General features: G+C 73.2%; 20 protein-coding genes. 8 read left to right on the top strand and 12 right to left on the bottom strand.

What is annotated here, in order from left to right:
- Positions 1–35: 35 nt before the first annotated feature.
- Positions 36–527: a hypothetical protein gene (locus R4Z62_RS29165; RefSeq protein ID WP_491521355.1), complete on the bottom strand. Its 492-nt coding sequence runs from the start codon at positions 525–527 to the stop codon at positions 36–38.
- A 10-nt stretch (positions 528–537) separates the two neighbouring features.
- On the bottom strand, positions 538–1,992 hold the full coding sequence (locus tag R4Z62_RS29160) for an NsdA family TPR-like regulatory protein (protein ID WP_491521354.1): 1,455 nt from the start codon (positions 1,990–1,992) through the stop codon (positions 538–540).
- A 203-nt stretch (positions 1,993–2,195) separates the two neighbouring features.
- Here R4Z62_RS29160 and R4Z62_RS29155 point away from each other — a divergent pair, with 203 nt between their 5' ends.
- Together R4Z62_RS29155 and R4Z62_RS29150 are read left to right on the top strand one after the other, a co-directional pair.
- Positions 2,196–2,402 (top strand): hypothetical protein, encoded by a 207-nt coding sequence (locus tag R4Z62_RS29155; RefSeq protein ID WP_398340059.1) that lies wholly within the window; start codon positions 2,196–2,198, stop codon positions 2,400–2,402.
- Positions 2,403–2,466: 64 nt separating this feature from the next.
- Complete coding sequence (locus R4Z62_RS29150; protein WP_491521353.1) at positions 2,467–2,796, top strand: DUF6415 family natural product biosynthesis protein; 330 nt, start codon at positions 2,467–2,469, stop codon at positions 2,794–2,796.
- 104 nt (positions 2,797–2,900) lie between these two features.
- On the opposite strand, the gene R4Z62_RS29145 is transcribed toward R4Z62_RS29150, so the two are convergent.
- Complete coding sequence (locus R4Z62_RS29145; RefSeq protein WP_491521352.1) at positions 2,901–4,358, bottom strand: amino acid permease; 1,458 nt, start codon at positions 4,356–4,358, stop codon at positions 2,901–2,903.
- Positions 4,359–4,579: 221 nt separating this feature from the next.
- On the opposite strand from R4Z62_RS29145, the gene R4Z62_RS29140 reads away from it, so the two are divergent.
- Entirely contained in the window at positions 4,580–5,344 is a 765-nt protein-coding gene (locus tag R4Z62_RS29140) for a MerR family transcriptional regulator (protein WP_381739294.1), read from the top strand.
- A gap of 8 nt (positions 5,345–5,352) precedes the next feature.
- On the opposite strand, the gene R4Z62_RS29135 is transcribed toward R4Z62_RS29140, so the two are convergent.
- The 3 genes from R4Z62_RS29135 to R4Z62_RS29125 form a co-directional block, all read right to left on the bottom strand.
- Complete coding sequence (locus R4Z62_RS29135; RefSeq protein WP_491521351.1) at positions 5,353–7,530, bottom strand: 3-hydroxyacyl-CoA dehydrogenase NAD-binding domain-containing protein; 2,178 nt, start codon at positions 7,528–7,530, stop codon at positions 5,353–5,355.
- A gap of 62 nt (positions 7,531–7,592) precedes the next feature.
- Positions 7,593–8,807: an acetyl-CoA C-acetyltransferase gene (locus R4Z62_RS29130; protein WP_389464312.1), complete on the bottom strand. Its 1,215-nt coding sequence runs from the start codon at positions 8,805–8,807 to the stop codon at positions 7,593–7,595.
- Positions 8,808–8,818: 11 nt separating this feature from the next.
- Positions 8,819–9,991, bottom strand: a complete 1,173-nt coding sequence (locus tag R4Z62_RS29125) for a CaiB/BaiF CoA transferase family protein (RefSeq protein ID WP_491521350.1) — start codon at positions 9,989–9,991, stop codon at positions 8,819–8,821.
- 317 nt (positions 9,992–10,308) lie between these two features.
- Between R4Z62_RS29125 and R4Z62_RS29120 the strand changes: the two genes are divergently transcribed.
- Complete coding sequence (locus tag R4Z62_RS29120) at positions 10,309–11,493, top strand: saccharopine dehydrogenase family protein (protein WP_491521349.1); 1,185 nt, start codon at positions 10,309–10,311, stop codon at positions 11,491–11,493.
- A 15-nt stretch (positions 11,494–11,508) separates the two neighbouring features.
- Here the strand turns inward: R4Z62_RS29120 and R4Z62_RS29115 are convergent, their stop codons facing one another.
- The 3 genes from R4Z62_RS29115 to R4Z62_RS29105 form a co-directional block, all read right to left on the bottom strand.
- A complete protein-coding gene (locus tag R4Z62_RS29115; RefSeq protein ID WP_491521348.1) occupies positions 11,509–12,216 on the bottom strand; it encodes an endonuclease V in 708 nt (235 codons plus the stop codon).
- A 155-nt stretch (positions 12,217–12,371) separates the two neighbouring features.
- Positions 12,372–12,698, bottom strand: a complete 327-nt coding sequence (locus R4Z62_RS29110; RefSeq protein ID WP_018568697.1) for a hypothetical protein — start codon at positions 12,696–12,698, stop codon at positions 12,372–12,374.
- A 70-nt stretch (positions 12,699–12,768) separates the two neighbouring features.
- On the bottom strand, positions 12,769–13,950 hold the full coding sequence (locus R4Z62_RS29105) for a WD40/YVTN/BNR-like repeat-containing protein (protein ID WP_491521347.1): 1,182 nt from the start codon (positions 13,948–13,950) through the stop codon (positions 12,769–12,771).
- Between the two features lie 277 nt (positions 13,951–14,227).
- Between R4Z62_RS29105 and ssgD the strand changes: the two genes are divergently transcribed.
- Positions 14,228–14,644, top strand: coding sequence for a spore wall synthesis regulator SsgD (ssgD, locus tag R4Z62_RS29100; protein WP_018568695.1), 417 nt, complete (start codon positions 14,228–14,230; stop codon positions 14,642–14,644).
- A 37-nt stretch (positions 14,645–14,681) separates the two neighbouring features.
- On the opposite strand, the gene R4Z62_RS29095 is transcribed toward ssgD, so the two are convergent.
- Together R4Z62_RS29095 and R4Z62_RS29090 are read right to left on the bottom strand one after the other, a co-directional pair.
- Positions 14,682–15,554: an isocitrate lyase/PEP mutase family protein gene (locus tag R4Z62_RS29095; protein WP_491521346.1), complete on the bottom strand. Its 873-nt coding sequence runs from the start codon at positions 15,552–15,554 to the stop codon at positions 14,682–14,684.
- A 517-nt stretch (positions 15,555–16,071) separates the two neighbouring features.
- The gene (locus R4Z62_RS29090) at positions 16,072–16,764 is read right to left on the bottom strand and encodes a GOLPH3/VPS74 family protein (RefSeq protein WP_491521345.1); all 693 of its coding nucleotides are present in this window, start codon (positions 16,762–16,764) and stop codon (positions 16,072–16,074) included.
- Positions 16,765–17,084: 320 nt separating this feature from the next.
- On the opposite strand from R4Z62_RS29090, the gene R4Z62_RS29085 reads away from it, so the two are divergent.
- Positions 17,085–18,710 carry an ABC-F family ATP-binding cassette domain-containing protein gene (locus tag R4Z62_RS29085; RefSeq protein ID WP_491521344.1) on the top strand — a complete coding sequence of 542 codons (1,626 nt, stop codon included), beginning with the start codon at positions 17,085–17,087 and terminating at the stop codon, positions 18,708–18,710.
- Between the two features lie 343 nt (positions 18,711–19,053).
- Positions 19,054–20,028, top strand: coding sequence for an acyl-ACP desaturase (locus R4Z62_RS29080; RefSeq protein WP_491521343.1), 975 nt, complete (start codon positions 19,054–19,056; stop codon positions 20,026–20,028).
- A gap of 2 nt (positions 20,029–20,030) precedes the next feature.
- Here R4Z62_RS29080 and R4Z62_RS29075 read toward each other — a convergent pair whose 3' ends face one another.
- Positions 20,031–20,276: a WhiB family transcriptional regulator gene (locus tag R4Z62_RS29075; RefSeq protein ID WP_018568690.1), complete on the bottom strand. Its 246-nt coding sequence runs from the start codon at positions 20,274–20,276 to the stop codon at positions 20,031–20,033.
- A 219-nt stretch (positions 20,277–20,495) separates the two neighbouring features.
- Between R4Z62_RS29075 and R4Z62_RS29070 the strand changes: the two genes are divergently transcribed.
- On the top strand, positions 20,496–21,293 hold the full coding sequence (locus tag R4Z62_RS29070) for a VOC family protein (protein ID WP_064536300.1): 798 nt from the start codon (positions 20,496–20,498) through the stop codon (positions 21,291–21,293).
- The last annotated feature ends 20 nt before the right edge of the window (positions 21,294–21,313 follow it).

Below are 21,313 nucleotides of genomic sequence, written 5' to 3'. Positions count from 1 at the left end.
GCCGGACCGCCCCTCCCCCGGGGCGGCCCGGCTGTTCAGGACGCCGACCGGCGAGCGGCCCTCTCCGGCCACACCACGTCGACCGGCAGTCCGGCGGCGCGTGCGGCGAGGACGGTGTCCGCGGTACCTCCCCCCTTGCCGGACGGCGGCCGGCCGTCCCACACGGCGACGAGCCGGTCCGCACGCCGGAGAAGCACTGCGTTGGCATCCTCGTACGCTGCCCGGTTCGCGCTCTCATGGTCCAGCACTGTCGCCTCGGCCGCGGCCCGGACGAGGCGGTCGAAGGTGTCGGCGTGGTCGGGCTTCACCTTGGCCGCCCGGTAGTCCTTGGAGGGGACGACGGCGACAAGGCGGCCGCCCAACTCCAGCACGACATCGGCGAAGATGCAGTCGGCCCCGGCAGCGAGACAGGAGAGCCCGGCCAGGTCCATGGCGTAAGGCTCCAGCGCCCCGCGCAGCGCCTTCCGCACGAGGGGCACGCTCGCCTCGGTCAGGTCCATGTGGCCGGTGACGGCAATCGTGGTCACGTCGATCCTCTTACGTGGACAGCAGGTCGCGGATCATTGTCCTGGCTTCGGCCACCGGCTGCGATGCGGTCTTGCCGACGGTGTATGGGTACAGCTGGGCCAGTTGGGCACGCACACGAGAGGACTGAGTGCGGGCTGCAGCCTCCACAGCCTGCCGAGTGTGATCCACGGCGCCGGTCACGTCTCCTAGGAGAAAGTGGCACTCGGCCAAGCCGATGGCATCGAGTGCGTGACTTCGACCGGCTTCGGGACCGCGCTGGGAAACAGCCTGGCGGATGGAATCAGCCGCATGCTCGGCGTGCTGACGCGGCTCTCGACGAGCCATCTCCAACAGGCGGCCTCCGGTGACTCCCGCCAGCTCCGCGCGGTCGAAGTAGCCGATCCAGTAGGGCTCTTCGCTGCTCGCGGCTTCGGACAGAGCATCGACCGCTTCGAAGGTGGCACGCTGAAAGGCCACGGGCCGCCCCATCGCCGCGTAGCACCACGCCTCCCTCGAGTACAGCATGGCCCGCAGTCGCGGTGCGGTGGTTCTGCCGATGCCCTTCTGCGCAAGGTGCACGAGTTCCAGGGCATCCTGAGGACGGCCTTGATACAGCATCTGTCGCGCCATCCCGGCAAGGACGTTGGCACCGAACGCGGTGTCGGTTCCTGCATGGGCAGCGCGCAGTGCGAGCAGGTAGTAGTCCTGCGCCCGCTTTTGCAGCCCGGAGTCCCAGGCGATCGTCGCAGCCGTGCCGGCGAGATGGGCCATCACACGGAACAGCCCGCGTTCGACTTCCCCCGTCTGGTGGTCTTCCAGGTGACCTGCCACCTCGTTGAGCTGGCCCACGACAGCCTTGCGGCGTAAACCCCCGCCGAAGCGATGGTCCCACGCTCGGAAGGCGCGGGCGGTGCCTTCGAGTTCTGCGACCTCTCCCATGCCGAGGCGCCCTCGCCGGGGCTTCTGGTCGGGAGCCTTGACGGACTGCAGCCAGCCCTCGAGGGAATCAAGCAAAGCGGCGCCGGACAGGGCTGAGCCGGCCAGCGCGCGCGTTGCTGTGCGGCGATCCATCACTAGGTCACTCCTGGTCAGATCTCCGACCAGATGCACGGTTGTGGCGGAATTCCAAGACGTCCTGTCGGCTGACCGTGCAGTCGGGGTGGGGTACGGAACGGGTTGCTCTTGGGCGTCGGGCTGCCTTTCCCACGGACGGTCAGCCAGACCCACCATGTGGCCGGGGATGCGCAGCCCGTCGGCAATGCGGCAGATCACCTCGAAGGAAGTGACCTGTTGCTGACCACCGATGATCGTCGAGACCTTGCCCGGCGTGAGTCGGCAAGCCGCCGCGATGCGGTTCTGCGACACGCCGCCCCACTTCTTGATGAGCGAGAAGGCCGCGCCGAAGTCGTGCTCCGCGAGTGCTCGCTGCAGATCGTCCCGTTCAAGGACTTCGGGTGCGAGCAGGCCAGGGGTGATGGCGTTCATGGGCCGACTTCCCGGGTGATCGTATGCGCTTCATCGCGCCGTACCGAATCAGCAACGAGTGTATGACCGCCTCGGTAACCCCCGCCGGTCATTCCGCGACCCAACGCCAGGCACGAGCCTCGTTACAGCAACGCATGGACCCCGGCGACCGATGCGACGGTCTCGGGCCATGGCCAACGCTCAACCCGCGAGGGAGCGTCGACATGACGAACCGTAATGCCCCCGATCCGCAGCGCCCAGAAGGCGCCAAGATGACCGTCCGGGTCTACACCGTCCGCGGCGACGGCTCACGTACCGAGCCTCGCGCTGCCGTGACCGTGCCGTACAGCGACGGACCTCTGCCGCTGCCGCTGAGCCGGGCGCTGCCCTGTGCCTGTCCGGTCCACCGCGCGGCGGAGTCCGGCCGGTGAGCGGGGTCGGCACGAAGCCGGACGGTGCCGCGCTCGCCTCCGTGACGGTGCGCGCCGCCGCAGCATGGTTCCTGGATCAGAGGACGCTGCCCCGCGCCACGGCACCGTAAGAGCCTTCGAGGACGGATTCCGCAGAACCCTCGGTGAGCTGATTCCGCGCGTCGAGCGGTTCGCTGCCGCTCTACCGGCCGACGACGTCTGCGCGAAGGTCGCCCAGGACGCACTCGCGGAAGCCCACCGGCGACTCGACGAGGAGGAGACAGCGGGCCTGCGGGGCGAGGTCGTGCGAGTGCGTCGGATCGCCAAGTCGGTCCTCGCCCTGTGCGCACACCACGACGTCCTGGCCGGGCTGCGGACACACGAAGCGAGCACCGCGGAAGCGGACGCATCATGACGGTGCCCGAGCGGGGAACCTTCCCGCTCGGGCACCGACAGTGGAGTGGGTACGTGCGGGGGCCCGGCGGCTTTCCGACGGCGCCCGTCGGCCCCTGCCCCCCGCTACTTCGTCAGCGAGGCCGAGGACTCCTCCGTGACCCGGCGGCGCACCCCGAACCAGCCGGCGACCAGCAGCACGGCGATCAGCGGGATCATGAGCAGGGTCCTGCGGCCGACGTCGGGGTCGTTCCACATCAGGCCGAGGCAGGCCAGCAGGAAGACGATGGTGGCGATCTCGGTGACCGGGCTGCCCGGGAGGCGGAAGTGCGGCCGGTCGAGCAGGCCCGCCCTGGCCCGGCGGACGAAGACCAGGTGGCAGATCATGATGATCACCCAGGTGCTGACGATGCCGAGCGAGGCGACGTTCAGCACGATCTCGAAGGCCTGGCTGGGCACCAGGTAGTTCAGCACCACGCCGAGCACGCAGACCGCGCAGGTCAGCAGGATGCCGCCGTAGGGGACCTGGCTGCGGCTCATCACGCGGGTGAACTTCGGGGCCGAGCCGGACATCGCCATGGAGCGCAGGATGCGGCCGGTGGAGTACAGACCGGAGTTCAGGGAGGACATGGCCGCGGTGAGCACCACGAGGTTCATCACGTCACCGGCGGCGGGCACGCCGATCTTGGACAGCACCGTGACGAAGGGGCTCTCCCCGGCCGAGTAGACCGAGCCGGGCAGCAGCAGGGCGAGCAGGACGACCGAGCCGACGTAGAACAGGGCGACGCGCCACATGATCGAGTTCACCGCGCGCGGGACGACCTTCTCCGGCTCCGCGGTCTCGCCCGCGGCGACACCGACCAGTTCCAGCGCGGCGTAGGCGAAGATCACGCCCTGCATGACCAGCACGACCGGCATCGCGCCGTGCGGCAGCAGGCCGCCGTGGTCGCTGATCACGCTCCAGCCGGGCGTCGTGCCGTCCACCTGGTGCTGCGTGGTCAGCAGGAAGATGCCGATCAGCATGAAGCCGACCAGGGTGGCCACCTTGACGATCGCGAACCAGAACTCCATCTCGCCGAAGATCTTCACCGAGATCAGGTTCACGGTGAGGACGACGGCGAGCGCGATCAGCGCCAGCACCCACTGCGGGACGGGCGTGAACAGGCTCCAGTAGTGCGTGTAGAGGGCGATCGCGGTGATGTCGGCGATGCCGGTCGTCGACCAGTTCAGGAAGTACATCCACCCGGCGACGTAGGCGCCCTTCTCACCGAGGAACTCGCGCGCGTACGACACGAAGGATCCGGAGGAGGGCCGGTACAGGACCAGCTCGCCGAGGGCGCGTACGACGAAGAACGCGAAGACGCCGCAGACCAGGTAGGCGACCGCCAGCGCCGGTCCGGCGGTGTGCAGCCGGCCGCCGGCGCCCAGGAAGAGGCCGGTGCCGATCGCGCCGCCGATGGCGATCATGTTGACGTGGCGGTGCTTGAGGTCCTTGCTGTACCCGGCGTCACCTGCGTCGGCGGGTGCGGCGGTCGCCCGGGGATGGCCGGTGACCTGTGCCGTGCGCACGGAATCCTTGCTCACGCGGTGGTTTCCACTCTCTGGGGGCCGGGCAGGGGTGCGCCCGGGTGTCCGTACAATTCCGGCTCGGACCACTGGGGACGCGGTACAGGCCAGACAAGCACTTTCCCCGAGAGATCACTTCTCATGCGATGACAGATGTCACAGAGCGGGGCTTCTCACACTTTCCACGCAGATCGGTCACCGGCTTTCACACCATTGGTGCGACAGCGATACTGCTGCACATGACGACCACCGACACCGGCGAGCCGGCCCTCACCATCGACGAGCTGGCCGCGCGTGCCGGGGTCACGGTGCGCACGGTCCGGTTCTACGGCAGCCGGGGCCTGCTGCCGCCGCCCGTGATCGGCCCGCGCCGGGTGGGGCGCTACGGCCGCGACCATCTCGCGCGCCTGGAGCTGATCGAGGAGATGCAGCACCAGGGCATGACCCTGGCGGCGATCGAACGCCATCTGCGGCAGCTCCCGCCCGGTCTGAGCCCGCACGACCTGGCCGTGCACCGCGCGGTGGTCGCCTCCTGGGCGCCGGAGGGCGTGGAGACGCTGTCCCGGCCCGAGCTGGCGCGGCGGGCCGGGCGGCGGCTGAGCGACGAGGACGTGGAGCGGCTGGCCGCGATGAGCGTGCTGACCCGGCAGGACGGCGCGTTCCGGGTCGACACCGGGCTGCTGCGGCTCGGGGTGGAGCTGCTCGACGTGCCGCTGTCCGAGGAGACCGTGCTCGCCGCCCGTACGGCGCTGATCGAGCACGCGCGCGCGGCGGCCCGGGAGCTGTCGGGGCTGCTGCGCGACGCGGTGGCCGAGCGGGACACCGAGGACGTGAGGTCCCTGTCCGCGCACATGCACCCGCTGGTGGTGCAGGCGCTGCTGACCACCTTCCAGCGCTCGCTGAAGGAGGAGCTACGGGAGTGGGTCGGCTCCCCCGAGGGCGCGCCCGAGAGCGCGCCCGGGACCCCGGGCAACCCCGGGGCCGAGGACGCGCCCTCCGGCTGAGCCGTGCCTCAGCGGGCGTCGGTGAAGGTCTCTCCGCGCTCCGCCTTGGCGACCAGCAGGGCGGGCGGGGTGAACCGCTCGCCGTAGCGCCCGGCCAGCTCCCGGGCGCGGGCCACGAAGCCGGGCAGCCCGCCCTCGTAGCCGTTGATGTACTGGAGCACGCCGCCGGTCCAGCCGGGGAAGCCGATGCCGAACACGGAGCCGATGTTGGCGTCGGCGACCGAGGTCAGGACGCCCTCCTCCAGCAGCTTGACGGTGTCGAGCGCCTCGGCGAAGAGCATCCGCTCCTGCATGTCGCGGAAGGGGATCTCGTACCCGGGCTTGGTGAAGTGCTCGCGCAGTCCCGGCCACAGCCCGGCGCGCCGGCCGTCCTCGCCGTACGCGTAGAAGCCCGCGCCGCCGCTGCGTCCGGTGCGGCCGAACTCGTCGACCATGCGGTCGATGACCGCCTCGGCGGGGTGCGTGGGCCAGGTGCCGCCCGCCTCCTCGACGGCCCGCTTCGACTCGGTGCGGATCTTGCGGGGCAGGGTGAGGGTCAGCTCGTCCATCAGGGAGAGCACCTTGGCCGGGTAGCCGGCCTGGGCGGCGGCCTGCTCGACGGAGGCGGGCTCGATGCCCTCGCCGACCATCGCCACGCCCTCGTTGATGAAGTGGCCGATGACCCGGGAGGTGAAGAAGCCGCGCGAGTCGTTGACCACGATCGGGGTCTTCTTGATCTGCCGGACCAGGTCGAAGGCGCGGGCCAGCGCCTCGTCACCGGTGCGCTCGCCCCGGATGATCTCGACCAGGGGCATCTTGTCGACCGGGGAGAAGAAGTGCAGCCCGATGAAGTCGCCCTGGCGCTCCACGCCCTCGGCGAGCGCGGTGATGGGCAGTGTGGAGGTGTTGGAGCACAGCAGCGCGTCCGGGGCGACGACGTGCTCGATCTCCTGGAACACCTTGTGCTTGAGGGCCGGGTCCTCGAAGACGGCCTCGATCACCGCGTCGCAGCCCGCGAGGTCGGCCGCCTCGGCGGTGGGGGTGATCCGGGCGAGCAGCGCGTCCGCCTTCTCCTGGCTGGTACGGCCCCGGGAGACGGCCTTGGCGCACAGCTTCTCGGAGTAGCCCTTGCCCTTCACGGCGGACTCCAGGGAGACGTCCTTGAGGACGACCTCGATGCCCGCGCGGGCGCACGAGTAGGCGATGCCCGCGCCCATCATCCCGGCACCGAGCACGGCGACCCTGCGTACCGGGCGGGGCTCGATGCCCTGGGGGCGGTTGGCGCCGGAGTTGACGGCCTGGAGGTCGAAGAAGAACGCCTGGATCATGTTCTTCGCGGTCTGCCCGGCGGCCAGCTCCACGAAGTAGCGGGCCTCGATGACCTGGGCGGTCTCGAAGTCGACCTGGGCGCCCTCGACGGCGGCGGCCATGATGTTGCGCGGCGCCGGGTAGGGCGCGCCGGCCGTCTGCTTGCGCAGGTTGGCCGGGAAGGCGGGCAGGTTGGCGGCGAACTTCGGGTGCGCGGGGGTGCCGCCCGGGATGCGGTAGCCGGGCCGGTCCCAGGGCTGCTGCGACTCGGGGTGCGCGTCGATGAAGGCGCGGGCCTTGGCCAGCAGTTCCCCGGGGGTCTCGGCCACCTCGTCGACCAGGCCGTTCTCCTGGGCGCGGCGAGCGTTGTACTGGGTGCCCTGGAGCAGCACCTTGAGCAGGGCGTCGGTGATGCCGAGCAGCCGGACGGTGCGGACGACCCCGCCGCCGCCGGGAAGGAGGCCGAGGGTGACCTCGGGGCAGCCGATCCGGGTGCCGGGCGTGTCGAGGGCGACGCGGTGGTGGCAGGCGAGGGCCAGTTCGTAGCCGCCGCCGAGCGCAGCGCCGCCCAGGGCGGCGACGACAGGCTTGCCCAGCGTCTCGATGCGGCGCAGGTTCCGCTTGATGGCGAGGCCGCCGTCGAAGAGGTCCTGCGCGGTGTCCGGGGTGACCCGGATCAGGTCGCGCAGGTCGCCGCCGGCGAAGAAGGTCTTCTTGGCGGAGGTGAGGATGACGCCGCGCACGGAGTCCTTCTCGGCCTCCAGGCGGTCGGTGATCGCGGCGAGCGAGTCGCGGAACGCCTGGTTCATGGTGTTCGCGGACTGGTTCGGGTCGTCGAGGACGAGGGTGACGACACCGGTGTCGTCCTGTTCCCAGCGGATGGTCGTGCTCTCGGTCATGTCAGGGTCTCCGTAGAAGTCCGGGGGTCCTGGGCGCTGCCGGCCCGGGGTGCCGCTGGGGGTCAGACGCGCTCGACGACGGTGGCGATGCCCATGCCGCCGCCGACGCACAGGGTGGCCAGGCCGTAGCGCTTGTCCTGGCGCTCCAGTTCGTCGACGAGGGTGCCGAGGATCATCGCGCCGGTGGCGCCGAGCGGGTGGCCGAGCGCGATGGCGCCGCCGTTGACGTTGATCTTGTCCAGCGACAGGCCCATGTCCTTCGCGAAGCGCAGCACGACCGCGGCGAACGCCTCGTTGATCTCGACGAGGTCGATGTCGTCGATGGTCAGTCCGGCCTTGGCGAGGGCCTTGCGGGTGGCGGGGGCGGGCCCGGTGAGCATGATGGTGGGCTCGGAGCCGGAGACGGCGGCGGAGACGATCCGCGCGCGCGGGGTGAGGCCGTGGCGCTCGCCGGTCTCGCGCGAGCCGATGGCGACGAGCGAGGCGCCGTCCACGATGCCGGACGAGTTGCCCGCGTGGTGGACGTGGTCGATCTTCTCCACCCAGTGGTACTTCTGGAGGGCGACGGCGTCGAAGCCGCCCAGCTCGCCGATGTCGGCGAAGGACGGCTTGAGCCCCGCGAGGGAGTCGGCGGTGGTGCCGGGGCGCGGGTGCTCGTCGTGGTCGAGGACGACGAGGCCGTTGCGGTCCTTCACCGGGACCAGGGAGCGGGCGAAGCGGCCCTCCTTGACGGCGGTGGCGGCGCGTTCCTGCGAGAGGGCCGCGTACTCGTCGACGTCGCGCCGGGTGAAGCCCTCGACGGTGGCGATCAGGTCGGCGCCGATTCCCTGGGGCACGAAGCCGGTGGCCAGGTTGGTCATCGGGTCGTTGAACCAGGCACCGCCGTCCGAGGCCATCGGCACCCGGGACATCGACTCGACGCCGCCCGCCAGGACCAGGTCCTCCCAGCCGGAGCGCACCTTGGCGGCGGCCAGGTTGACGGCTTCGAGGCCCGAGGCGCAGAAGCGGTTCTCCTGGACCCCGGCCACGGTGTCCGGGAGTCCGGCGGCGACGGCGGCGATCCGGGCGATGTCGGAGCCCTGGTCGCCGACCGGGCCGACGACGCCGAGCACGATGTCGTCCACCGCGGCCGGGTCGAGGTCCGGGAAGCGGGCGCGGATCTCGTGAATGAGTCCGACGACCAGGTCGACGGGCTTCGTGCCGTGCAGGGCGCCGTTCGCCTTGCCGCGTCCGCGCGGGGTGCGGATCGCGTCGTACACGTACGCTTCGGTGGTCACGGGCAGACCTTTCACTGAGGGTTTTCCGGGAGCGGGGTCGCGGGCGGGACGGGCAGGGCGGGCAGGGCGGGCAGGTGCCAGTCGGCGGCCACGGTGTCGGCGCCGTGGCCGGGCCCGGCGGGCGCGGTGCGCACGGTGGCGGGGGTCGCGGAGAAGCGGGGCGCGGGGGCCGGCTGGGTGAGGCCGGCGTGTTCGGTGAAGGTGCCGCGCGCGGCGAGGTGCGGGTGGTGCGGCGCCTCGCGCAGCGACAGGACGGGCGCCACGCAGGCGTCGGAGTCCTCGAACACGGCCGTCCACTCGTCCCGGGTACGGGTGCGGAAGCGGGCGGCGATCGCCTCGCGCAACGCGCCCCAGCGGGTCATGTCGTCGCGGGCGGGCGCCTGCCCGGGGATGCCGAGGCGGGTCATGAACTCGTCGTAGAACCGCTGTTCCAGCGCGCCGACCGCCATGTACCGGCCGTCGGCGGTCTCGTAGGTGCCGTAGAAGGGGCAGCCGCCGTCCAGGAGGTTGGCGTGGCGGCGGTCCTGCCAGGCGCCGGCGGCGAGCATGCCGTGCAGCATCGCCGACAGATGGGCGGTGCCGTCGACCACGGCGGCGTCCACGACCTGTCCCTCACCGGTGGCGCGGGCGTGGTGCAGGGCGGCGAGGACGCCGACGACGAGGTAGAGGGAGCCGCCCGCGTAGTCGCCGAGCAGGTTGGCGGGGACAGCCGGGGGCCGGTCCGGCTCGCCGATCAAACCGAGGGCGCCGGTGACGGCGATGTAGGAGATGTCGTGCCCCGCGCGCGGGGCGAGCGGTCCGTCCTGTCCCCAGCCGGTCATCCGGCCGTAGACCAGGCGGGGGTTGCGGGCACGGCACTCCTCGGGGCCGACGCCCAGGCGTTCGGCGACGCCGGGCCGGTAGCCCTCGATCAGGATGTCGGCGCGGGCGGCGAGGTCGAGGACGCGGGCGGATCCTTGCGGTGACTTCAGGTCGACGACCACCGCGCGCTTGTTGCGGTGGGTGACGTCGGCGGCCGGGTCGATGCCGAGGCCGGCGCCGCCGGGGCGGTCCACCCGCACCACGTCCGCGCCGAGGTCGCCGAGCAGCATCGCGGCGAAGGGCCCGGGGCCGATCCCGGCCAGCTCCACCACGCGCACCCCGGTCAGCGGGCCGTCCCGTCCGGGTGTCCGTCCTGTCGCCATCCGGGGCCCCCTCGCTGTGACACAACCGATGTGACACCGACGATGCTATGAACGCGCCGCACCCGGCACAAGCCCTGAACGAGCAAGCGCTTAGCCAAACCCGGCCGGACGCGCCGCGCGTGCGCCCGCCGTGCGCGCCGGACCACTGCACCCGCGCCCGCGCCCGGCCGGTCTCGCCCGGTTCCGCCGGTCCCGGCCGCCGTCGGCCGTTCCCGCGTGCGCCGGACGCCACCCGCGTCGCCCGGTCCGGCCCTCTCACGCTAGCCTCGGCCACCGGCAGTGGCGCGGGGACGCCGTCCGGCGGAGCGAGGGGTGTCATGAGCAGGATGAACAAGGCGGAACGTCCGTACGACATCGTGCTCTTCGGAGCCACCGGGTTCGTGGGGACGCTCACCGCGCGGTATCTGGCCGAGCACGCCCCCGAGGGGCTGCGGTGGGCGGTCGCGGGCCGCAGCGAGCGGCGGCTGAAGGAGCTGCGCGAGGAGCTGCCCGGCGGCGCGGACGTCGCCGTGCTGCGCGCGGACGCCACCGACCCGGCCTCCGTACGGGAACTGGCCCGGCGGACCCGCGTGCTGGCCACCACCGTGGGTCCCTACGTGGCCCACGGCGAGGAACTGGTCGCCGCCTGCGCGGACAGCGGCACCGACTATCTGGACCTCACGGGCGAGCCCGAGTTCGTCGATCTGATGTACGTACGGCACGACGCACGCGCGCGGGAGACCGGGGCGCGGCTGGTGCACGCCTGCGGGTTCGACTCGGTGCCGCACGACCTGGGCGTGTACGTCACCGTGCGGCAGCTCCCCGAGGGCGTGCCGCTGGCCGTGGACGGGTTCGTCCGGGCGCACGCCGGCTTCTCGGGCGGGACGCTGGCCTCCGCGCTCAACCAGTTCGCGCGGCCGCTGCGGATGCGCGCGGCGGCGCGGGAGCGCGCGCGGCACGAGCCGCGGCTGCCGGGGCGCCGGGTCTCGGTGCCGCCGGTGTGCGCGCCGCGCTTCGCGCCGGAGGTGGGCGCCTGGGCGCTGCCGCTGCCGACCCTCGATCCGCAGATCGTGCTGCGCTCCGCGCGGGCGCTGGAGCGCTACGGCCCCGACTTCCGCTACCGCCACTACGCGGCCGTACGGCACCTTCCCGTCGCCCTCGGCGGGGTGGCCGCCGTCACCACGCTCACGGCGGCCGTCCAACTCCCCCCGGCCCGGCGCTGGCTGTCCGGCCGGATCAGCCCCGGGCAGGGACCGAGCCCCGAGCGGCGGGCCAGGAGCTGGTTCTCGGTGCGCTTCGTGGGCGAGGGCGGCGGACGGCGGGTGCGCACCGAGGTGGCGGGCGGCGACCCCGGGTACGACGAGACGGCGAAGATGTTCGCCGAGTCGGCCCTCAGCCTCGCCCTGGACGACCTGCCCGACACGGCGGGCCAGGTCACGACGGCCGTCGCGATGGGCGACGCGCTGGTCGAGCGGCTGCGCGCGGCGGGCATCGCCTTCCGCACGACGACGTCGGACCGTTAGGGTCTTTCGTCCGGATCAGGCCGGACGGGCGTCCGCCGTCGCCTCCTTGAGCGCCCTGCGGCACAGGGCGTCCGCCCGGCGGGTGGTCTCCGGGAGCCGGTAGGAGGGGGTGAGCGCGAGGGTGTGGGCGCAGGCGTTGTCCAGGCTCACCCGATGGCCCACGGAGACGAAGACGGGTTTGACGCCGTCGCGGGTGCGCAGGGCGCGGCCCACCTCGTCCGGACCGGCCAGCAGCGGCGCCGCGCTGCCGCGCGCGCTGCCCGGGTCGTCGTGGGTGAAGGTGAACGGGTTCTTGGCGACGCCGATCGTCGGCAGCCCGGTGAGCACACCGAGGTGGCAGGCGAGGCCGAAGCGGCGGGGATGGGCGAGGCCGTAGCCGTCGCAGACGACCAGGCCGGGCTCCCGGTCCAGGGCGCCGAGGGCGGCGAGCACCGTGGGGATCTCCCGGAAGGCCAGCAGGCCGGGGACGTACGGGAAGGAGATCCGGCCGACGGCGGTGGCCTCGGCGACCACCCGCAGCGTGGCGGCGTCCAGCACGACGGCCGCCGCGGCGACGACGTCCGACTCGTCGTCGTAGGCGACGTCGACCCCTGTCACGTGCCCCGTCCCCGGCGGCGGTCCCGGCTCGTCCAGCACCAGGCGGGCGCGCAACTCGTCCTGGAGGGCGCGGGCCTGCTCCTCGGTCGTGGGCCAGCCCTCGGGAATGCCTGCGGTCGTCGTCATGGTGCGAGGAGCCTACGGCGTGGCACGGCCGGGCCGGGGCGGCGGGGTGGGGCCTTGCCGTGCGGGGTGGGGAGGACGTCCGCTCCCGGTGCTCCGGGACGGGCTCGCGGTCCGGCCGCGTGTGCCGGTGGCGGGCCCGTCCCGCGCGGGCCCGGTCAGTTCTTGCCCAGGGCCCGCTGGAGCTGCTGCTTGTTCATGTCCGAACGGCCGTGGATGTTGCGCCGCTTGGCCTCTTCGTAGAGCTGGTCGTAGGTGGGACCCTGGGAGCCGTGGCCCGAGCGCTGTCCGCCGCGCCGGCCGGAGGACATGTCCTGCGTGGAGACGCGGCTCGCGGTCTTGGACTCGCCCGAGCGGGCGCGTTCCTTGTTCACCGTGCGCGCGGCGATCTCCTCGGCCCGGCCGGTGCTCCGGCCCTGCTCCAGCTCGCTCTCCTTGATGTGTTCGTACTGGCGCTCGCGTTTGGGACTGGACCCGCGTGGCATGTCGTTCACTTCCTCTCTGTCAAGGAACGGATACCCGCATCCTGGAACAATTCGTCACATCAGACGATGTTCAGTCCGCCAGTCGAGCGATCCGCCCCTTCTCCCCGGATGCCCAGCATCCGCCGTCCCAGGCACAGTCGACGGTGTCGTACGAACCGGTGTCGACCGTGCGCCAGCTCCGGCCGCCGTCGGTGGTGAGGTCGGTCCCGGTGGGGCCGACCGCGAGGGCGGACGTCCGGGTGTACGGGAGCCAGGCGGCGCCGGAGCGGTAGGCCGGCGGCGGCACGGCGGACGGCCGCCAGGTGCGCCCGCCGTCGGAACTCGTGGCGGACGCGCGCGGCGACGCCTGGTCGGCGCGGTAGTCACCGCCGACCGCCAGCGCGTGCGTACGGTCCCGGACGGCCAGCGCGAAGACGCCCTTGGCCGGGTCGCCCGCCGGGACCGGCACATCGGTGGCCCGCCAGGTCAGCCCGCGGTCAGAAGAGTGCAGCACGCGCGCGCGTGCGCCGCCGCCGGTGGCCAGCCACACGTCCCGCGGCCCGGAGGCGACCAGGCACTGGCCGCTCGCGGCGAACCCCGCCTCGCCGGGCTGGGCGGCCGGCATGCCCCGGTCGGGCAGCACCTTCCAGGAGCGGCCGCCGTCGGCGGTGGACAGGATGCGGAACCTGCCGTCGACCGGGTCGCTCATCGCCAGGCCGTGCCGGGAGTCGAAGAAGGCGAGGCAGTCGTAGAAGGCGGCGGTGTCGGTGTTGCGGAAGGACTCCGTCCAGGTCGCCCCGCCGTCCTCGGTGCGGTACACCCGGGACGCCTCGCCCTCGCCGATGGCCAGCGCCACGGCCCGCCGCGCGTCGAACGCCTCGATGTCCCGGAACTCCAGGTCCGCGCCGCCGGCCGGTGAGACGTTCCGCCAGGAGGTGCCGCCGTCGGTGGTGCGCAGCACGGTGCCGCCGGTGCCGGCCACCCAGGCGGTGCGGCGGCTGACGGCGGACAGCCCGCGGAAGCGGACGTCCGGGGCGCCGCCGTCCGTCAGCCGCCAGTGCGGCGCGTGCGGCCGCCGCGCCCCCGCCGCGTCCCGGTCCCCGCCGCCCGCCTGGGCGGGCACGGCCGCCGACACGGCCAGCACCGCCACTCCCAGGGCCACGGCCGCCGTCCGCCCGGTCCGGGCCGCCGGTCCGCTCCCCCGGCTCGTGCTGCCCACGCCGCTCGTACGGCTCGTGCTGCTCGTACGGCTCATGCTGCTCGTACGGCTCATCCGTCGCATCGTTCCCCAGCGCCTCATGGCGGGCGAAGCTAGCCCACCGGCCGGACGGCGTCCAGACGTCCTCCGCCAACTCCCGCCGCACGCACGGCGGAACACCGGAGGACCGGCCCGGCCGAGACTCATGTCACTCGCATGCATGAACGCGGTGACCGAGGTCACTCGCTCCCCGTGTGCACTCAACGGCTGATTCAGTCGTCTCTTCCAGTGCCCGAGCTTCATCCACCCGGACGTGTCCCCCGGCCGTCAGACGTCACAAGGGAGCAAGGCGTTGTCCACCGTCATCGAGCAGACCGTCGAGGCACGCCTGGTCGCGGCAGCCCCGCGGATGCCCAGCATCCCCGCCACACTGCACTACGACCGGAGCGACCCGTTCGCCGTCCGCATGACCTTCCCGGCGCCCGCCACCCTCGAAGGTGTCGAGGTCTGCTGGACGTTCGCCCGCGATCTGCTGGCGGCCGGTCTGCGCGAGCCCGAGGGGCACGGGGACGTCCGTGTGCGCCCCTACGGGTACGACCGCACCGTCCTGGAGTTCCACGCCCCGGAGGGCACCGCCGTGGTGCACGTCCTCAGCGGTGAGATACGGCGTTTCCTCCAGGCGACGGGCGAGCTGGTGCCCATGGGTCTGGAGTACCGGCAGCTCGACCTCGACCACGACCTCGCCGAGCTGATGCGGGACGTGCTCTGACCCCGCTCCGGGCCGGGAACGACCCCAGGACCGGCTGCTAGCTGTAGTGACCCGCAGCGTTCCGGTCGGCGCGGGCCGGAAGCGCGTTCAGGGCGGCGTAGCCGAAGCCGTCCGCCGGGGCGCCGAGGGTGCCCTGCGCCAGCAGCTCCCGCACGGCACGGCGGGCGGCGGCGTAGGCGGTCTCGGCGAGGGCGGATCCGGCGCTCACCCGTGCGACGCCGAGGGCGGCCAGCTCGGCGACCGGCGGGGCACCGGGGACGGCCAGCACGTTGAGCGGACCGTCGACGCCGTCGGCGAGCGCCTTCACCACGCCCGGATCGACGGCCCCGGGCACGAAGACGCCGTCGGCGCCCGCCGCGCGGTAGGCGGCGGCCCGCTCCAGCGTGGCGTCCACACCTCCGGCGCCGCGCAGGAAGGTGTCGACGCGGGCGTTGACGAACAGCGGCACCCCTGCCGCGTCCGCCGCCTCGCGCGCCGCCGCCAGCCGCTCCGCCTGCTCGGCCACCGACCGCAGCGCGCCCCCGCCCGCCTCGTGCGCGGCGTCCTCGATGTTGACGCCCACCGCTCCGGCGGCGAGCACCGCGCGGACGGTGGCGGCCACTCCGGCGGCGTCCTTCGCATAGCCGCTCTCGATGTCCGCGCTGACCGGCAGGCCGGTGACGGCGGTGACGCGGGCGAGGGCGGCCAGCGCCCGGTCCCGGTCCAGCCGGTCGCCGTCCGCCTCGCCCAGCGCCCAGGCGAGCCCCGCGCTGGTGGTCGCCACGGCCGCAGCGCCCGCCTCCTCGGCGAGCCGTGCGCTCATCGCGTCCCAGGCGTTGGGCAGCACCAGCGGGCGGCCCGGGACATGCAGGGCGCGGAAGGCGAGGGCGCGCCCGCGCAGGGTGTTCGTATCGGCGTTCGACTTCGTCATGCCCGGAACTCAACCAGGCGGACGCGGGACACGGCTGGCAGAAATCCGCCGTGTACGCGACGCGCGGGGCGGGCTGGAGGCAGCCGGTTCGGGCCGGGGGCCGAGGCGGGTCAGGCCCGGTGGAAGGGTCCGGGGCGGGTCAGGGTCGGCGGAAAGGTCCGGGGCAGGTCAGGCCCGGCAGAAAGACCCGGGGCGGGTCAGGCCCGGCAGGCAGGTTCAGGACGAGACAGGCCCGGCGGGCGGGTCCGGGGCGGACAGGCCGAGTGGCCGGTACGGTGCGGGCCAGAGCAGGTAGGCCCGGGACGGGCCGGGCCGCGTAGGCCGGTACGGGGCGGGCCGGACCAGGCGGTTCGGTACGGAACGGACCGGGCCAAGCAGGCAGGTCCGGGGCGGCGGGGCAGGCCGAGTGGGGCCGTGTGGGGTGGTTCGAGTCGGGCGGGCGTCCTGGGCCGACGCGGCTCAGCCGCGCGCAGGTGCCGCCGTCGCGGCCTCCCAGGGCGCGGGCGAGACGGAAGGCTCAACCGCGCGCGGGCGCCGCAGCCGTGACCGTCGCGGACAATGCCGCGCGCAGCTCGTCGAGGACCCGGCCGAGGGCCGGATCCGCCGCCGCGGCGCGCCCGGCCAGTTCGTCGGCGCGCCGCTCCCGGGCGGCCCGGTCGGCGCCGGGCGGGGCGGGGAGCAGCCCCGCGGCCACCGCGAGGACGGCGACGAGCGCGTCGCGCGCGTCGGCCGCCGCGGCGGGCCGGGTGCCGTCCAGCAGCCGTCGCGCCCGCTCGCGCAGGGCGGCCGGGACCCCGGCGCGCGCCGGGGTGTACCGCGCGGGCGGCAGGAGGCCGAGCGCGCGCCGCGGCCCCGCGCGCAGCCATCCCCCGGCGGTCAGCTGCTCCCGTACGGCCGTGAAGGTGTACCCGGCCCACGCGCTCACCCAGCCCCGCCAGGGGCGCGGCCCGGACTCCCGGACGAGTTCGAGCAGGCCGTCCAGGACCGGGTCGCCGGTCGAGGAGTCGAGGTCGGCGGGGGTGGCGACGCCGTGGTCGTCGACGAGCAGTCCGCGCTGGGCCAGTTCGGCCAGGGCACCGGCCCGGACCAGGCGGGGCAGGACGTCGGCGCCGTGCAGCGGCCGGGCGCTGTCCCAGGCCAGCAGGGACAGCCGGGCGGGCAGGGAGAGCGGGGGCCGCCGGGGTGCGGCGGAGCGCGCGCCGTCGGTCATGGCCGGCCTCCTTCCCTGGGCGGGGGGGGTCCGCCCGTAATCGCGTTGACAGCCCTGGGGGCCGCTCCTACGGTGTACAGCGGTTCTGTTGCCGTCGATCGGAGAAGGACGTTGTCCGTCTGAGGTCCTGAGACACCGCGTCACACCGCACAGGTGTGTGCGTCGCGTGCGACCTCGGCGTCGAGCCGTCCTGACGGAGTCCGGCCCAGGGCATTTCTTCTGCCCCGTGGCGTCCCTCCCACACGGTGTCCGTGGCCCCGCGGTGTCCAGGTGCATGTCCGCTTCCCGTACCCACCGCATCCAGCACCCGCGAGGCGCCCATGTCAGCATCCCTCACCTGTTCGTCCCTGTCCTTCGCCTGGCCGGACGGGACCTCCGTCCTCTCCGGCCTCGACGCCGCCTTCGGCCCCGGCCGCACCGGGCTCGTCGGCGTCAACGGCTCGGGAAAGTCCACCCTGTTGAGACTGCTCGCCGGTGAGCTGACCCCGTCCGGCGGCACGGTCCGCGCGGTCGGCGAGGTCGGACACCTGCCGCAGAACGTCACGCTCGACACCGCGCTCCGCGTCGACGAGGCGCTCGGCATCGCCGCGCGGCGGGCCGCGCTGCACGCCATCGAGGCGGGCGACGCGTCCGAGGAGCACTTCGAGACCGTCGGCGACGACTGGGACGTGGAGGAACGCGCCCTGGCCGCCCTCGGCGAACTCGGGCTCGGCCACCTCGGGCTCGACCGCACCGTCGCGGAGGTGTCCGGCGGCGAGTCGGTCCTGCTGCGGCTGGCCGCGCTGCTGCTGCGCCGGCCCGAGGTGCTGCTCCTGGACGAGCCGACCAACAACCTCGACCTGTACGCGCGGAGACGGCTGTACGCGGCCGTCTCCGCCTGGCCGGGCGTGCTGGTCGTGGTCAGTCACGACCGCGGTCTGCTGGAGCTGGCCGACCGGATCGCCGATCTGCGCTCCGGGGAGATCACCTGGTACGGCGGCAGCTTCTCGGCGTACGAGCAGGCGCTGGCCGTCGAGCGGGAGGCCGCCGAGCGGATGGTCCGGGTCGCCGGGACCGATCTGCGCCGCCAGCGCCGTGAACTGGCCGACGCGCACGTGAAACTGGCCCGCCGCAAGCGCTACGGCCAGAAGATGTACGACACCAGACGCGAGCCCAGGGCGGTGATGAACCAGCGCAAGCGCTCCGCGCAGGAGTCGGCGGGCAAGCACCGCCTGATGCACGAGGAGAAGCTGGCCGAGGCCAGGGAGCGGCTCGACGAGGCGGTGGAGGCGGTGCGCGACGACGACGAGATCCGGATCGAGCTGCCGTACACGGCCGTACCGCCGGGCCGTGCCGTCCTCACCCTGCGGGACCTGGAGACGGCCCACGGCGCGTGTGCGCGCGGCGGCCTGGACCTGTACGGACCGGAACGGATCGCGCTGGTCGGGCGCAACGGCGCGGGCAAGACGACGCTGCTGCGCACGGTCGCCGGGGAGCTGGCGCCGGTGGCGGGCGAGGCGGTGGCGCACGTGCCGCTGCGGTTCCTGCCGCAGCGCCTCGACGTCCTCGACGATCGGCTGAGCGTCGCCGAGAACGTGGCCCGGTTCGCGTCGGACGCCACGGACAACCGGGTCCGGGCCCGGCTCGCCCGCTTCCTGTTCCGGGGCGCCCGCGCCGACCAGCCGGCCGCTACGCTGTCCGGCGGCGAGCGCTTCCGGGCGGCACTGGCCGCGCTGATGCTGGCCGAGCCAGCGCCGCAGCTCCTGCTGCTGGACGAACCGACGAACAATCTGGACCTGGCGAGCGTGCGCCGGCTGACCACCGCTCTGGAGTCCTACGAGGGCGCCCTGTTGGTGGCGAGCCACGATCTGCCGTTCCTGGAGTCGATCGGCATCACCCGGTGGCTGCTCCTGGAGGAGGGAAGACTGACGGAGACCACCCGGGAGGCGGTCGGGGATCCCACGTAGCGGCGGGCTCCCGGCGGTGTGACTTGCCTCTCTCCCGGCGGGGCGCACAGCGCCCTCGTCCGGGTGAACGGGTCGCCCGCCCGGCTCCGGGACCTGCGGGTCCCGGAGCCGTCCCGCGCCCGCCGCTTCTCCCGGCCGTGCGGTCTGATCAGTGATCTTTACGACGCCCTTAACCTACGGCTTCGTAACCTACGGTCTCGTAGCCTACGATCCCGTAGGTTGACGGATCCGGCACCGCTCGCCGGTTCCCGCGTACATCGAGCTGTCCCCCCGCACGTCGTCGTGCGCTCTGTTCCCGCATGTACCCGCCGGCCCCGCCCGCGCGCGTCCCCTTGGAGTTCTCTTGACGATCACTTCCTCGCACCTCGGCAGTTCGTCCGCCTGGACCGACGCGCGGCTGCTCTACGCGCTGGAAGAGGTGGTCGAGAAGGAACTCGACCGGCATCTGCGGGTCGCCAAGGACTGGATGCCGCACGAGTACGTCCCCTGGAGCGACGGCCGGAACTTCCCCGGGCTCTTCGAGGACGGCGAGGCGTGGGAGAAGGAGCAGTCGAAGGTCACGGAGATCGGCCGGATCGCCCTCGTCGTCAATCTGCTGACCGAGGACAACCTGCCCAGCTACCACCACGAGATCGCCACGCTCTTCGGCCGTGACGGCGCCTGGGGGACCTGGGTGCACCGCTGGACCGCGGAGGAGGGCAGGCACGGCATCGTGATGCGCGACTACCTGCTGGCCTCGCGCGCGGTCGACCCGGACCAGCTGGAGCGGTTCCGGATGTCGCACATGAGCGAGGGCTTCGAGTCCGACAACAGCCACTCGATGCTGCACTCGGTGGCCTATGTCGCCTTCCAGGAGCTGGCCACGCGGATCTCGCACCGCAACACCGGCCACCAGTCGGGCGACCCGGTCTGCGACCGCATGCTCGCGCGCATCGCGGCCGACGAGAACCTGCACATGATCTTCTACCGCAATCTGCTCAAGGCGGCCTTCGAGATCGCCCCCGACCTCACGATGCGGGCGGTGCGGGACGTCGTGGTCGGCTTCCGCATGCCGGGTCACGGCATTCCGGGCTTCGAGCGGGCGGCGGCCCAGATGGCCATCGGCGAGGTCTACAACCTGCGCATCCACCACGACGACGTGCTCCAGCCCGTGCTGCGCTATCTGAAGATCATGGAGATCGGCGGTCTCGGCCCCGAGGGGCTGCGCGCGCAGGAGGAGCTGGGCCTGTTCATGGGCGGCCTGAACACGGAGGCCGCCAAGTTCGACGAGAAGCTGGCGGCGCGCAAGGCGCGGCTGGCGGCGCGGGCCGGCGGCTGACCCTACTGCGCCCTGCGGCGCAGGTTCTGCCGTTCCTTCTCGGACAGCCCGCCCCAGACGCCGAAGCGCTCGTCGTTGGCGAGCGCGTACTCCAGGCAGGCCGGGCGCATCTCGCACAGCGCGCAGATGCGCTTGGCCTCGCGCACGGAGCTGCCCGGTTCCGGGAAGAAGAACTCCGCCCCGGTCTGCGCGCACAGGGCCTGGGCCTGCCAGGCGGGGTCGGCCGGTGTGATCGTTTCGATGTGCATGGGCGAGATCGTGCCGGACGGCGAAAAACGTTCGATTAACGCGCGGTCAACGCCGGCGGCAGGCGCCTTCCGCCGCCCTCCGGTGCGTTCCGATGATGGCCTCCCGGACAGCCGCCGCGCACGGCGGCGCGCGGAGCGGCGGCGCTTCGGCGGCGGTCGTCCGGGGGCGGTGCGAGACTCGGTGGAGCGGACCACGCGTCCCTTCGAAGGAGGGCGACGATGCTCACCACCCGTTTCGCCGACGGCGCTCCGAACTGGACCGACGTCACCGTTCCCGATCCCGGCGCCGCCCGTTCCTTCTACGGCGGGCTCTTCGGCTGGGAGTTCCGGTCGGCCGGACCCGACGCCGGCGGCTACGGCTTCTTCCTGCTCGACGGCCGGATCACGGCCGGTGCGATGCCCGCCCCTGCGGACGGGGGCCCGTCCGCCTGGACCGTGTACTTCCGGTGTGCCGACGCGCGGGCGACCGCACAGGCCGCCGAGGAGGCACACGGCAGGGTGCTGGTCGCGCCGGTGGACGTGCTGGGCCAAGGGCACACGGCCCTCCTCGCCGACCGGGCCGGGGCGCCGTTCGGCCTCTGGCAGCCGGGGCGGCGCCAGGGACTCGACGCGGCCGGGGAGCCCGGCTCGCTGTGCTGGGTGGAGCTGTACACGCCCGACCTGGCGGCGGCCGCCGCCTTCTACCACCGGGTGCTCGGCCTGGAGACGTCGGCGGTCCCCCTCCCCGACGGCACCTACACCTGCGTCCACCCCGCCGACGGCGGCCAGGACGCCATGTTCGGCGGTGTCGTCCCGCTCGGCGACGATCCGGTGGCGGCCCGGACGGGGCCGTACTGGCTGCCGTACTTCGCCGTCGCGGACGCCGACACCACCGAGGCCCGTGCCGTGGAGCTGGGCGGCGGGATCCTCCTGCCGGTCACCGAGGTCCCGGACGTCGGCCGCGTCGCCCGGCTCACCGACCCGTCCGGCGCCCGCTTCGCGGTCCTCGAACCGGCACCGCGGCGGCAGCCGGGGTAGCCGGGCGGTCCGGACGTGCG

The organism is Streptomyces sp. PL-25 (genome assembly GCF_058344915.1).
Note: the sequence above shows the minus strand (reverse complement) of the source record. Positions and strands in the feature narration are given on the sequence as shown.